The sequence below is a fragment of the Streptomyces canus 299MFChir4.1 genome (assembly GCF_000383615.1).
GTDB lineage: Bacteria > Actinomycetota > Actinomycetes > Streptomycetales > Streptomycetaceae > Streptomyces > Streptomyces canus_C.
Genome location: NZ_KB911585.1, coordinates 499,336 through 512,803, shown reverse-complemented (window position 1 = coordinate 512,803; position 13,468 = coordinate 499,336). Strand labels below are relative to the sequence as shown.

The window sequence follows — 13,468 nt, the reverse complement described above, 5'->3', positions numbered from 1 at the left end:
GCCACCGGGACGTCATGCCGTGTACTGGTATGCGGGATACGTCAGATAGCCGTTGTCGCCGCCCTGGAAGTACGTGGCCTCGTCGGCGGGGGCGATCGGCAGGTCGGTGCGCAGCCGTTCGACCAGGTCGGGGTTGGCGATGAAGGCGCGGCCGAAGCCGATGAGATCGGCGCCGAGCCCCAGCCAGTGGTCGGCCTCGGAGCGACCGGTCTGCTTGGCGCCCATCGGCAGCACCGGGTTCATGACGAGCGCGCCCGGCCAGGCCCGGCGCAGCTCGAGCAGCGTCTCCTCGGGGGCGGTGGCCTCCAGATGGACGTAGGCAAGCCCCAGCCCGGCCAGCTCGGTCAGGAGCGCGGTGTACAGCTCGGGGACGTCCGACTCCTCGACTCCCCAGAAGCCGCCGCCCGGTGAGAGCCGGATCCCGGTCCGCTCCGCGCCCACGGCGTCCACAGTCGCGGCGGCCGCCTCGACGGCGAACCGGATCCGGCCGGCCACCGAACCGCCGTAACGGTCCGTGCGCAGATTGGCGTTGGAGGACAGGAACTGCGAGATCAAGTAGCCGTTGGCGCCGTGCAGTTCCACCCCGTCGAACCCGGCGTCGACGGCGCGGCGCGCGGCCTCGGCGTATGACGCGGCATGCTCGGGCACCTCCGCTGTGTCCAACGCCCGCGGAACCGGTGCGGGCTGCGGTCCGGTGGGAGTGAACACCTCGCCGGTGGCCGGGACGGCCGAGGGCCCGACGGGCCGCAGCCCGTTGGTGTCCGGGTGCGAGACCCGCCCGCCGTGCATGATCTGCGCGAAGATCCGGCCCCCGTTGGTGTGCACGGCCCCGGTCACCTGGCGCCACGAGGCCACCTGCTCATCGGTGTGCAGCCCCGGTGTGCCCGGATTGGACTGACCGATCAGGCTCGGCTGCACCCCCTCGGTGACGATCAGCCCGGCCGTGGCCCGCTGGGCGTAGTAGCGCGCCATCGACGAAGTCGCCAGACCGCCCTCGGCGGCCCGCACCCGGGTCATCGGGGCCATGACCACCCGGTTGGGCAGCTGGAGTCCGCCGAGCCGGAAACCGGTGAAAAGCGTCGTCACGTCACATCTCCTTCGTGATCCGTCGTACCCGTGTCCCGGGCACGCGGTTACGCTAAAACCTGACGTCTACGTGAGGGTCAAGGCCGTCAGGGAGGAACACGTGCGCATCGGGGAGTTGTCGGCACGGGCCGGGGTCAGCGTCCGGGCCCTGCGCTACTACGAGGAGCAGGACCTGCTCACCAGCACGCGCAGCGGGAGCGGGCAGCGGCACTACACGGAGAGCGCGGTCGAGCGCGTGGTCTTCCTCCAGCGGATGTACGCGGCCGGACTGTCCAGCCGGACGATCGCCGAGCTCCTGCCCTGCGTCGAGTCACCCAGCGAGGAGACGTCCGACGCCGCGCTCGCGCGGATGGCCGAGGAGCGCGACCGGCTCTCCGCGCACATCGCGGACCTGATCCGCACCCGGGACTCCCTCGACGCACTGATGGCCGTGAACCGGGCCCACCGGGAGACCCTCCGGACGGCGTGACAGGCTGGGATCACCGCAACAGGCCGGACCAAGGAGCCCGCACGTGACGTACGACATCGCCGCCCTCCGCTCCCACTTCCCGGCTCTCGCCGCCGGCACCGCCCACTTCGACGGCCCCGGCGGCACCCAGACCCCCGAGCCGGTCGTCCGGGCCATCGCCGACGCCCTGGCGCAGCCCCTGTCGAACCGGGGACGGATCACGCTGGGGGAGCGCAACGCCGAGCGGATCGTCACCGGGGCCCGCCGGGCCATGGCCGACCTGCTGGGGGCGGACCCGGCGGGCATCGTCTTCGGCCGCAGCGCCACCCAGCTCACCTACGACTTCTCGCGCACGCTCGCCAAGAAGTGGTCGCCCGGCGACGAGGTGGTCGTCACCCGCCTCGACCACGACGCCAACATCCGCCCCTGGATCCAGTCGGGCGCCACCGTGCGGTGGGCCGAATTCGACCCGGGGACGGGGGAGTTGACGGTCGACGCCGTCCGGGCCGTACTGTCCGACCGCACCCGGCTCGTCGCCGTCACGGCCGCCTCCAACCTGATCGGCACGCGCCCCGACATTCCCGCGATCGTCCGGGCGGCCCACGAGGTCGGCGCACTCGTGTACGTGGACGGCGTCCACCACGCGGCCCACTCCCTCGTGGACCTGGAGACGCTCGGCGCCGACTTCTTCGTGTGCTCCCCCTACAAGTTCCTCGGCCCGCACCACGGAGTCCTCGCCGCCCGCCCGGAGTTGCTGGAAACCCTGCGCCCGGACAAGCTCCTGCCCTCCACCGACGCCGTCCCGGAGCGCTTCGAACTGGGCACGCTGCCCTACGAGTTCCTCGCCGGCACGGCGGCGGCGGTCGACTTCCTCGCCGAGCGGCTGGACGCGGACTCCACCGGCAGCCGGCGGGAGCGGCTGGCCGCCGGTTTCGCCGCTCTCGAAGCCCACGAACACGTCCTGCGCGCCCGGATCGACGAGGGGCTGGCCGCGCTCGACGGTGTCACCGTCCACTCCCGGGCCGCCGACCGCACCCCGACGGTCCTGCTCACCTTCGAGAACCACAGCACGGCCGACGCGTACGCGTTCCTCGCCGAGCGTGGCGTGCAGGCCCCGGCCGGCTCCTTCTACGCCATCGAGGCATCCCGCCACCTCGGCCTCGGCGACACCGGCGGCCTGCGTGTCGGCCTCGCCCCCTACAACGACCTGGACGACGTCGACCGTCTCCTGACGGGACTGACAGACTTCCTGAAGAGGTGAGCCTCCCGAAGAGGTGAACTTCGCGAAGAGGTGAAGGGAGAGCCGTTCATGACCACGTTCCCCACCGCACGAGACGTACGGACCACCCCGGAAGGCCTGCTGTGGGAGCCCAGCGAACGCTGGGTGCGCGGGCGCAAGGGGGACGTCACGGTCGTCGACAGCCGGCACCCCGTCCTCGTCTGGGAGCCCGACGTGCCGGTACCGCTGTACGCCTTCCCGCGTGCCGACGTCCGCGAGGACCTGCTGCGCCCCGCGAAGAACCCGGCGACCGGCACCCACACCGGATCCCAGGTCTTCTACGACCTGGAGGTCGACGGCGAGCTCGTCGAGAACGCCGCCTGGACCTTCCCGGCCGCCGACCTCGCCGACCACATCGCCTTCGCGTGGTTCCGGCGCTGGGGGACCGGCCTCGACCACTGGTACGAGGAGGAGGAAGAGATCTTCGTCCACCCCCGTGACCCGCACAAACGCGTCGACGCCATGCCCAGCGGCCGCCATGTCCAGGTCGAGATCGACGGGACCGTCGTCGCCGACACCCGTCGTCCCGTCCTGCTCTTCGAGACCGGGCTGCCCACGCGGTACTACATCCCGCGCGAGGACGTCCGCCTCGACCTCCTCGACGCCACCGACCACCACACCGGCTGCCCCTACAAGGGCACCGCCGCGTACTGGTCGGTGGGCGGCCACGCGAACATCGTCTGGAGCTACCCCGACCCGCTCCCCGCCGTGGGTGCCGTCAAGGGGCTGCTCGCCTTCTTCAACGAGGCCGTCGACATCACCGTGGACGGGGAGCGCCTGGAGCGGCCGGTGACCCCCTTCACCGCAACCGTGAAGTGACCGGGGCCGCGGGCCGTCGTCGCCGCCGTACCTGCGCGGATCATCCCCAAACCGTCCGCGACACGTGACCTGACTCTCATGGCCACAGGCGGTCTTTGCCGCGACCATGGGGGCGTCAACGGCAGGCCGAAGGGAACGGGAATGCTCCGCAAGGTACTGGTCGCCAACCGTGGTGAGATCGCGATCCGGGCGTTTCGCGCGGGTTATGAGGTGGGCGCGAGGACGGTCGCCGTCTTCCCCCACGAGGACCGCAACTCACTGCACCGACTCAAAGCCGACGAGGCCTACGAGATCGGCGAACCGGGCCATCCCGTGCGGGCCTATCTCTCCGTCGAGGAGATCATCCGCGCCGCCCGCCTGTCAGGCGCCGACGCCGTCTACCCCGGCTACGGCTTCCTCTCGGAGAACCCCGAGCTCGCGCGCGCCTGCGAGGAGGCGGGCATCACCTTCGTCGGCCCCAGCGCCGACATCCTCGAACTGACCGGCAACAAGGCCCGCGCGGTCGCCGCGGCCCGCGCTGCCGGTGTACCGGTGCTCGGCTCCTCGGCGCCGTCCGACGACGTGGACGAGCTGGTCAGGGCGGCCGACGACGTCGGCTTCCCGCTGTTCGTGAAGGCCGTCGCGGGCGGTGGCGGGCGCGGTATGCGCCGGGTCGAGGACCCCGCCCAGCTGCGGGAGTCCATCGAGGCGGCCGCGCGCGAGGCGGCCTCCGCCTTCGGCGACTCCACCGTCTTCCTGGAGAAGGCCGTCGTCGAGCCCCGCCACATCGAGGTGCAGATCCTCGCCGACGGGCAGGGCAACGTCATCCATCTGTACGAACGCGACTGCTCGGTGCAGCGCCGCCACCAGAAGGTGATCGAGCTCGCGCCCGCGCCCAACCTCGACCCCGAGCTGCGCGACCGGATCTGCGCCGACGCCGTCCGCTTCGCCCGCGAGATCGGCTACCGCAACGCGGGCACCGTCGAGTTTCTCCTCGACCGCGACGGCAACCACGTCTTCATCGAGATGAACCCGCGCATCCAGGTCGAGCACACGGTCACCGAGGAGGTCACCGACGTCGACCTCGTCCAGGCCCAGCTGCGCATCGCCGCCGGAGCAACCCTCGCCGACCTCGGGCTCTCCCAGGAGGCGGTCCGGCTGCACGGCGCGGCCCTCCAGTGCCGTATCACCACCGAGGACCCCGCCAACGGCTTCCGCCCGGACACCGGCCGCATCAGCGCCTACCGCTCGCCCGGCGGCTCCGGTATCCGCCTCGACGGCGGCACCACCCACGCCGGTACGGAGATCAGCGCCCACTTCGACTCGATGCTGGTCAAGCTCAGCTGCCGGGGCCGGGACTTCACCACCGCGGTCAACCGGGCCCGGCGTGCCGTCGCCGAGTTCCGCATCCGCGGTGTGGCCACCAACATCCCCTTCCTCCAGGCCGTCCTCGACGACCCGGACTTCCAGGCGGGCAACGTCACCACGTCGTTCATCGAGCAGCGACCCCATCTGCTGACGGCCCGTCACTCCGCAGACCGCGGCACGAAGTTGCTCACCTATCTGGCCGACGTGACGGTCAACAAGCCGCACGGCGAGCGGCCCGACCTGATCGACCCCGTCTCCAAGCTGCCCCGGGTGGACACCGCGGCGGAGCCACGCGCGGGCTCCAAGCAGAAGCTCACCCAGCTCGGCCCCGAGGGCTTCGCCCGCTGGCTGCGCGAGTCGCCGACCATCGGCGTCACCGACACCACTTTCCGCGACGCCCACCAGTCGCTGCTGGCCACACGCGTGCGCACCAAGGACATGCTCGCCGTCGCCCCGGCCGTCGCCCGCACCCTGCCCGAACTCCTCTCCCTGGAGTGCTGGGGCGGTGCCACCTACGACGTCGCCCTGCGCTTCCTCGCCGAGGACCCCTGGGAGCGGCTTGCCGCCCTGCGCGAGGCCGTCCCCAACATCTGTCTCCAGATGCTGCTGCGCGGCCGCAACACCGTCGGTTACACCCCGTACCCGACCGAGGTCACCGACGCCTTCGTGCAGGAGGCCGCCGAGACCGGCATCGACATCTTCCGCATCTTCGACGCCCTCAACGACGTCAGCCAGATGCGCCCCGCCATCGAGGCCGTACGCGCCACCGGCACGTCGATCGCCGAGGTGGCCCTCTGCTACACCTCGGACCTCTCCGACCCGAACGAGCGCCTGTACACGCTCGACTACTACCTGCGCCTCGCCGAGCAGATCGTGGACGCGGGCGCCCACGTCCTGGCCGTGAAGGACATGGCGGGCCTGCTGCGCGCCCCCGCCGCCGCCAAGCTCGTCTCGGCGCTGCGCCGCGAGTTCGACCTGCCGGTGCACATCCACACCCACGACACCGCGGGCGGCCAGCTCGCCACCTATCTGGCCGCGATCCAGGCGGGCGCCGACGCCGTGGACGGAGCCGTGGCGTCCATGGCCGGTACGACCTCGCAGCCCTCCCTCTCCGCGATCGTCGCCGCGACCGACCACTCGGACCGGCCGACCGGCCTTGACCTGCGGGCCGTCGGCGACCTGGAGCCGTACTGGGAAAGCGTCCGCCGCGTGTACGCCCCCTTCGAGGCGGGCCTCGCCTCCCCGACCGGCCGCGTCTACGACCACGAGATCCCCGGCGGCCAGCTCTCCAACCTGCGCACCCAGGCCGTGGCGCTCGGCCTCGGCGACCGCTTCGAGGACATCGAGGCCATGTACGCGGCCGCCGACCGGATCCTCGGCCACCTGGTGAAGGTCACCCCGTCCTCCAAGGTGGTCGGCGATCTCGCCCTGCACCTGGTCGGCGCCGGGGTCACCCCCAAGGAGTTCGAGGAGACCCCGGACCGCTTCGACATCCCCGACTCCGTGATCGGCTTCCTGCGCGGCGAGCTCGGCACCCCGCCCGGCGGCTGGCCCGAGCCCTTCCGCAGCAAGGCGTTGCAGGGCCGCGCCGACGCCAAGCCCGTCCAGGAGCTGAACGCCGAGGACCGCGAGGGCCTGGAGAAGGACCGCCGCTCGACCCTCAACCGGCTCCTGTTCCCCGCCCCGACCCGCGAGTTCGAGACGCACCGCCAGTCCTACGGCGACACCAGCGTCCTGGACAGCAAGGACTTCTTCTACGGCCTTCGCCCGGGCAAGGAGTACGCCGTCGACCTGGAACCCGGTGTTCGGCTCCTCATCGCGCTGGAGGCGATCGGCGAGGCCGACGAGCGGGGCATGCGCACGGTGATGTCCACGCTCAACGGCCAGTTGCGGCCCATCCAGATCCGCGATGCCGCCGTCTCCTCGGACATCCCGGCCACGGAGAAGGCCGACCGCTCCAACACCGGCCATGTCGCCGCGCCGTTCGCCGGAGTGGTCACGCTCGCGGTCTCCGAGGGCGACGAGGTGGCGGCCGGGGCCACCGTCGCCACCATCGAGGCCATGAAGATGGAGGCGTCGATCACCGCCGCGAAGGCCGGCCGGGTCTCCCGTCTCGCCATCAACAAGATCCAGCAGGTGGAGGGCGGTGACCTGCTGGTCGAGATCGCCTGAGCCGGAACGCGTTCGCCCGCGGGGAGTCCCCCGCGGGCGACCGGTGGCCGGGAGGAGCCCTTGTCGTGACTGTGCTGTACGAGATCAACACCCTTGTCTGGCTGGGCGAGTTGAGTCACCGCTACGGCCGTCCCGTCACCCTCGGCGACGTGCCCGGCGAGGTCTGGGACTCCGTCGCGCTCCCCGGTATCGACACCGTGTGGCTGATGGGCGTGTGGGAGCGCAGCCCGGCCGGCCGGGAGATCGCCCTGCGCGACCCCGGGCTCGTGGCCTCCTTCCGCGAAACCCTGCCCGACGTCACCGGGGCGGACATCGCCGGATCGCCGTACTGCGTACGCGACTACGTCGTGGACGCCCGTCTCGGCGGTCCGGACGGACTGGCCGCCGCCCGTGCTCAACTGGCCGCGCGCGGAGTGCGGTTGATCCTCGACCACGTGCCCAACCACGTGGCCCCCGACCACCCCTGGCTCACCTCGCACCCCGACCGGCTCGTCCACGGCACCGTCGACGACCTGGCCCGCGCCCCGGCCGACTTCATCGAAGCCGGGGCGGGGATCTACGCCCGCGGCCGCGACCCGTACTTCCCGCCCTGGCCCGACGTCGTGCAGCTGAACGCCTTCAGCCACGCACTCCGGGAGGCGACCGTCGCGACCCTCGTGTCGATCGGCGACCAGGCCGACGGCGTGCGCTGCGACATGGCCATGCTGCTGATGAACGACATCTTCGAAAAAGCCTGGGGAGACCGGGCGGGCCCGGCCCCCGCCGAGGACTTCTGGCCGTACGTCATCCCGCGCGTCAGGGCTCGCCACCCCGAGCTCCTCTTCGTCGCCGAGGTCTACTGGGACCGCGAACAGCCCCTCCTGCAGCAGGGTTTCGACCACTGCTACGACAAGCGCCTCCACGACCGCCTGCTGCACGAGGACGCCGACTCCGTCCGCGCCCACCTGGGCGCCGACCCCGCCCACCAGCGCGGTCTCGTCCGCTTCCTGGAGAACCACGACGAACCGCGGGCCGCCGCCACCCTGCCGGGCGACCGGGGACGGGCGGCGGCGGTCACCGTCGCGACGCTGCCCGGCGCCACGCTCTGGCACGAGGGCCAGTTCGAGGGGCGGCGGGTGCGTCCCCCCGTGTTCCTGACGCGCCGTCCCCGGGAGCCGGTCGACGAGCCGCTGCGCGACTTCTACGCGCGCCTGCTCCCCGCCGCCGCCTCCGTGCGCCGGGGGGACTGGCGGCCGCTGACTCCGACGGGCCTGCCCGACGACCGCACCCACCAGCACCTGCTCGCCTGGACCTGGACGCACGCCGAGGCCCGCCACCTGGTCGTCGTGAACGATTCGGACCGCCCCGCCGGGGCGAGGCTGCCGCTGCCCTGGGACGACCTGAGGGGCCGCGCCTGCCGTGCGACCGACCTGCTCACCGGGGCGGTGTACGACCGTGACGGAGACGAACTGACCGACTCCGGTCTGTTCGTGTCCCTGGAGGCATGGGGGTGCCACGTCCTCCAGTGGTGAGGGCCAGGGCTCGGGCGTACCGTCGTACGGAGACCATGAGCACAGACCCGCAGGCGAGTTCTGCATCACGGACCACCCCACCGGACTCCGGCGGGGGCGGAAACGCCATGGCACTGCTGGTCATCGCGTCCTGCCAGCTCATGGTGGTGCTCGACATCACCATCGTGAACATCGCGCTCCCGGACATCCAGCGCTCCCTGGACTTCTCCACCACGAGCCTGGCCTGGGTGGTCAACGCGTACACCCTCACCTTCGGCGGGTTGCTGCTGCTCGGCGGCAGGACCGGCGACATCCTCGGCAGACGCCGCATGTTCATCTGCGGAGTGCTGCTGTTCGTGCTCGCCTCACTGCTCGGCGGACTCGCCCAGAACGAGGCCCAACTCCTCGCCGCCCGTGCCCTCCAGGGCGTCGGCGGGGCCATCGCCTCCCCGACCGCCCTCTCCCTGGTCAGTACGACCTTCCGCGAAGGCCCCGAGCGCAACCGGGCCTTCGGCGTCTTCGCCGCGGTCTCGGCGGGCGGCGGCGCGATCGGGCTGCTGGCCGGCGGGGTCCTCGTCGAGTGGCTGAACTGGCGGTGGGTGCTGTTCGTCAACGTCCCCATCGGACTGCTCATCGCACTCGCCACGCCCCGCTGGATCCGCGAGTCCGAGCGGCATCCCGGCCACTTCGACATCGCCGGCGCGCTGACCGCCACCGCGGGCATGGTGCTGCTGGTGTACGGCTTCATCCGGGCCGCCCAGGAAGGCTGGCGGGACGCGTTCACGCTGGCCTCGTTCGCCGCCGCGGTCGTCCTCCTCGTGGTGTTCGTGCTGATCGAGAAGCGGTCCCGGCAGCCCATCACCCCGCTGCACATGTTCGCCGACCGCAACCGCGCGGGCACCTACGGCATCATGCTGTGCCTCGCGGCCGCGATCTTCGGCATGTTCTTCTTCCTGACCCTCTTCACGCAGAACGTCCTGAACTTCAGCCCGCTGGCGACCGGGTTCGCGTTCCTGCCGGTCAGCGCGGTCATCGCGGTCGGCGCCGGTCTCGCCTCGCGGTTCCTGCCCGTCTACGGGCCCAAACCCTTCATGGTGGGCGGCGCGATCCTCGCGGCATCGGGGCTGGCCTGGCTGACCCTGACCGACGTCCACTCCACCTACGCGGGCAGTGTCCTCGGGCCGATGCTCGTCTTCGGCCTCGGCATGGGCATGGAGTTCGTGTCGCTGACCCTGATGGCGCTCTCCAACGTGCCCAACCCGGAGACCGGCGCGGCCTCCGGGCTGCTCAACGCCACGCAGCAGGTGGGCGGTTCGCTCGGCCTGTCCATCCTGGTCACCATGTTCGGCACGGCCAGCACCAACGAGGCGGAGAAGCAGGTCCCCCTGTTCCTCGCCCAGGCCACCCCGGTGGAGCGCCGGCTGTTCGCCCGTACCGGTGTGCTTCCGGGTTCCTGGGGCGACGAGGTCCTGACCGCGGGTGTCTCGGCCGCCTTCGTCGTGGCCGCGGTCTTCGCGGTGCTCGCCGCGCTCATCGCCGTCGTGGTCATCCAGGTCCGCCCCTCCGACCTGGAACGCCTCAAGGGCGGGCCGCCGATGCCGTAGGGACGAGGCCGAGCCGCTGGGCGTGCAGCACCGTGCTGACGCGGTCGTGCGTGCCGAGCTTCCGGTAGATGTTCGCGATGTGCTTGTGGACCGTCCGCTCGGATATCCCGAGTCTGCGGCCTATCGACACAGCGGTCAGGGCGTCACCGAGCAGGAGCAGCACGGTCGTCTCCCGGGGCGTGAGCGCCAGGTCGGCCGCCTCCTCGGACGGGGCGTTGAGCCGCCGCAGGAGCTGCCGTTGCTGCTCGACGGCGGCCAGCAGCGGTTGCACCTGCTCGGCCAGACGCAGCTCGTCGTCGGTGAAGTCCCGCCCGGAGCGGTACACCATGCACCCGGTGATCGGGGTGGTCGACTGCGGCAGCGGAATCCCCAGCACGTGATCGACGTCGAGCAGGTCGTCGAGCAGCCGCGCGGTCGGGCTCCCCGACCAGGATCGGCCGGCCACCCGGCGGGCCGTGACCGGCGTCCGGTCCGTTCTGCCCGCGTAGTGCCCGGCCAACGGGTAGCCCGCGCGCAGCAGTCCCGTCTCCTCGTCGCCGAGCGAGGTGAACTCCGCGTCGGCTCCGGGGGACAGCCCCAGCGTGCCCTCGTGCTCGTTCCAGTCGTCCAGCTTGTAGATCAGGGCGTCGCCCCCGCACAGCACCGGCAGTTCGGCCGCGAGCAGGGGCCACAGCCGCTCGGGGGCGCGTTCGTGGAGCGCGGCCACGGCGACCGACAGCATCCGCTCATACGCAGTTGTACCCATACCGGCCCAGTACCTCGCTGACCCACACTTCATCCGAGCAACATCGACGTTCTCGCATGTACTCCAGCACATTGAAGCTCCGGCGGGCCGCAGTGGGGGGAGGGCGGCCCGTCGGATACGCCTGTCTCCCCGCGGGACGGCAGCGCCGGCCGCGACGCGTGCGGGCCGCCGGCACGGGGGACCGGCGGCCCGCACGAAGCCGTGGCCCCTACTGGTCGGCGCCTCCGGACCCGGGCGCCGGGCTGAACACCGGGTGGCGGGCAGCCCGCTCGTGTCGATCACGATCCGGTCCACGGCGGTCGCCGGTTCGACCGTGAAGATCCTCGGCACACGCTCCCCGGCCTCGGCGACCGTCAGGGTGGCGGCCGGCCGCTCGACGCCGTCCGCCACCTGGCGGGCCCAGGCGCCCGCTTGGTCGCCGGTCGCGACGGCCTGCCCGGACAGGACGGTCACCGGCCGGTCGTCGAGCCCGATGGGCACCCGCCGCACCCGGTACCTCAGCGGCACGCCATGGAGCTGCCCGGGGCCCAGGCGGGGGGGCGGGTCAGGCGGGTCGTATCGCGCCTCGGATGATCGACTCACCGGTCGGGTAGATCGACTCCTCGCGGATGGACGCTCCCGGGCCCGGCGCGTGGATCATCATGCCGTTGCCGGTGCACAGGCCCACGTGGCTGAAGTCGTCGTGGAAGAAGACGAGGTCACCGGGTTGCATCGCGTACAGCGGTACCGCCGTGCCGGTGCTCGCCTGACCGACGCAGGTGCGGGGGAGCGAGACGCCTGCGACCTTCCAGGCGGCCTGCGTGAGGCCGGAGTTGTCGTACGACCCGGGGCCCGCCGCGCCCCAGACGCACGGCTTGCCGATCTGGGAACGGGCGAAGGCGAGAACCTGGATGACCTTGGAGTCGTAACCGGGGTCGGGGGTGGGGAGTTCGGGATCGGTGACGGGGAGAGCGGGGGCCAGGGTCAAGGGTGCGGCGGGGGCCGGGGTCGGCGCCGGCTGGGGCGTCTGCCAGGCCTGCTCGGGAGTGCGGGGGGCCGGGATGGCAGGGATGCCCTGCGTCGGGGCCGGGGCGGTCGGGGCGGTTCGGGTGGTGTCGACCGGCGGGGGTGCGATCGTCGCGAGGGGGGCGGTCAGGGCGGAGTACTCGGGTTGTCCCGCGGTCGGTTGCGCGGCGTACTCCGGGAAGCCTGCGGTGTTCTGTGCGGAGTACTCGGGGAACCCTGTGGCGGCCGGCGCGGCGTACTCCGGTAGCCCGGTGCCGAGTTGACCGCTGTAGTCCGCGAAGCCGGTGGTGGTCTGCCCGGTCTGCCCGGTCTGCCCGGTCTGCGCGGTGTACTCGGGCAGGACGGCGCCGAGTTGCCCGGTGTGGTCGGGGAATCCCGTGCCGGGTCGCGAGGTGTACTCGGGGATGCCGGCGGTGGTGCGCGCGGTGTTGTCCGGGAGGCCGGCGTCGGCTCGCGGGCTGTACGTCGGTATTGCGGTGCCTGGTTGTGGTGCGTACTCAGGCACACCGGTGGGGAGCTGCGGCGCGAACTCGGGAGCACCGGTGAGGAGCTGGGGGGCGTACTCCGGGACTCCGGTACCGGCCTGCGCGCTGTACTCGGGGAAGCCGGTGGTGGTGGGCGAGGTGTAACCCGAGAGGCCGGTGTCGGGTTGCGTGCTGTATGCGGGGATCGCGGTGCCGGGGGATTGCGGGTGGTACTCGGGCCCCACGGTCAGGAGCTGCGGCGCGTACTCCGGGACACCGGTGACGGGCTGAGGGGTGTAGGGGGTGTACTCCGGGACCCCCGTGACCGGTTGCGCGGCACGCACGGTGGGGATCTCGCCGGTGCCGGTGAGGTCCTGCGAGGCCGGTTCCGAGGCCCATGAGGGCGTCTGGGCCTGCGCGGCGGGGAGGGCGGCCGGGGTTGGCTCCGGTGCGCTGGGCAGGGCGAGCATCGGTCTGGCGGTCAGCTCGGGCCGTTCGGCGGCCGGCTTCGGTTCGCGTGCCGTGGGGGCGCCCGCGGGCCGCTGGCGCCGTGGCTCGGCGCGGCGGGCCACGACGCGGTCGGCGGGCAGGACCGCCTCGACCGTGGGGCCGATCTTCGCGCGGGCCATGCCGTACCACTGCCGGGCGATGTCATCGAGAGCGGGCTCGCCGCCTGCCCTGCTCCCACCGCCGGTCGACGAAGACGAACCGGTGCGGCCACGGGTGCTCGACGCCGTTCCCGCCGCGCGCGTGGCGTTGTAGGTGCCGGAGTCGGTCTCGGCCCGGTCGTAGAGGTTGGTGACCCGTCGGCTCACCTCGTCATGGCTCGGCCCCTCGTCGGCCGCGGCGTTCCCGGTCTGCGAGAGGAGGGCCGCGGAGGCCATGGCGGCCGTGGCGAGGGCGGAGTTGCGCTTGGCCGGGAGGCTGAACCCTCCATTGCGCGATGTTCGATCCGGCGCCATGAAAGTCATGCCCCTTCCGTCGTGCTGCTCGCCGTCAACTTAGCCAA

9 protein-coding genes and 1 pseudogene are annotated in these 13,468 nt (G+C 72.0%); 6 read left to right on the top strand and 4 right to left on the bottom strand.

Annotation, left to right across the window (positions count from 1 at the left end):
- Positions 1-12: 12 nt before the first annotated feature.
- Entirely contained in the window at positions 13-1,086 is a 1,074-nt protein-coding gene (locus H293_RS0113205) for an alkene reductase (RefSeq protein ID WP_020118363.1), read from the bottom strand.
- A 100-nt stretch (positions 1,087-1,186) separates the two neighbouring features.
- On the opposite strand from H293_RS0113205, the gene H293_RS0113200 reads away from it, so the two are divergent.
- The 6 genes from H293_RS0113200 (at position 1,187) to H293_RS0113175 (ending at position 10,245) form a co-directional block, all read left to right on the top strand.
- Positions 1,187-1,555, top strand: a complete 369-nt coding sequence (locus tag H293_RS0113200) for a MerR family transcriptional regulator (protein WP_028807809.1) — start codon at positions 1,187-1,189, stop codon at positions 1,553-1,555.
- Between the two features lie 43 nt (positions 1,556-1,598).
- A complete protein-coding gene (locus H293_RS0113195; RefSeq protein ID WP_020118361.1) occupies positions 1,599-2,795 on the top strand; it encodes a cysteine desulfurase-like protein in 1,197 nt (398 codons plus the stop codon).
- 48 nt (positions 2,796-2,843) lie between these two features.
- Positions 2,844-3,632 (top strand): DUF427 domain-containing protein, encoded by a 789-nt coding sequence (locus H293_RS0113190; protein WP_020118360.1) that lies wholly within the window; start codon positions 2,844-2,846, stop codon positions 3,630-3,632.
- Positions 3,633-3,773: 141 nt separating this feature from the next.
- The gene (locus tag H293_RS0113185) at positions 3,774-7,151 is read left to right on the top strand and encodes a pyruvate carboxylase (protein WP_020118359.1); all 3,378 of its coding nucleotides are present in this window, start codon (positions 3,774-3,776) and stop codon (positions 7,149-7,151) included.
- A 65-nt stretch (positions 7,152-7,216) separates the two neighbouring features.
- Positions 7,217-8,662 (top strand): alpha-amylase family protein, encoded by a 1,446-nt coding sequence (locus H293_RS0113180; protein ID WP_020118358.1) that lies wholly within the window; start codon positions 7,217-7,219, stop codon positions 8,660-8,662.
- A 107-nt stretch (positions 8,663-8,769) separates the two neighbouring features.
- On the top strand, positions 8,770-10,245 hold the full coding sequence (locus H293_RS0113175; protein WP_020118357.1) for an MFS transporter: 1,476 nt from the start codon (positions 8,770-8,772) through the stop codon (positions 10,243-10,245).
- On the opposite strand, the gene H293_RS0113170 is transcribed toward H293_RS0113175, so the two are convergent.
- The 3 genes and pseudogenes from H293_RS0113170 to H293_RS61390 form a co-directional block, all read right to left on the bottom strand.
- The gene (locus H293_RS0113170; protein WP_028807808.1) at positions 10,220-10,990 is read right to left on the bottom strand and encodes a helix-turn-helix transcriptional regulator; all 771 of its coding nucleotides are present in this window, start codon (positions 10,988-10,990) and stop codon (positions 10,220-10,222) included. The genes H293_RS0113175 and H293_RS0113170 overlap by 26 nt on opposite strands.
- A 270-nt stretch (positions 10,991-11,260) precedes the next feature.
- A pseudogene (locus tag H293_RS60070) lies at positions 11,261-11,470 on the bottom strand (hypothetical protein); the annotation flags it as partial.
- A 64-nt stretch (positions 11,471-11,534) separates the two neighbouring features.
- Positions 11,535-13,430 carry an NlpC/P60 family protein gene (locus H293_RS61390; RefSeq protein WP_020118355.1) on the bottom strand — a complete coding sequence of 632 codons (1,896 nt, stop codon included), beginning with the start codon at positions 13,428-13,430 and terminating at the stop codon, positions 11,535-11,537.
- Between the last annotated feature and the right edge of the window lie 38 nt (positions 13,431-13,468).

Bases quoted from the DNA above. Each gene is read 5' to 3' on its own strand.
- H293_RS0113170 (WP_028807808.1), bottom strand. From the start codon at position 10,990: ATGGGTACAACTGCGTATGAGCGGATGCTGTCGGTCGCCGTGGCCGCG.
- H293_RS0113175 (WP_020118357.1), top strand. From the start codon at position 8,770: ATGGCACTGCTGGTCATCGCGTCCTGCCAGCTCATGGTGGTGCTCGAC.
- H293_RS61390 (WP_020118355.1), bottom strand. From the start codon at position 13,430: ATGACTTTCATGGCGCCGGATCGAACATCGCGCAATGGAGGGTTCAGC.
- H293_RS0113190 (WP_020118360.1), top strand. From the start codon at position 2,844: ATGACCACGTTCCCCACCGCACGAGACGTACGGACCACCCCGGAAGGC.
- H293_RS0113185 (WP_020118359.1), top strand. From the start codon at position 3,774: ATGCTCCGCAAGGTACTGGTCGCCAACCGTGGTGAGATCGCGATCCGG.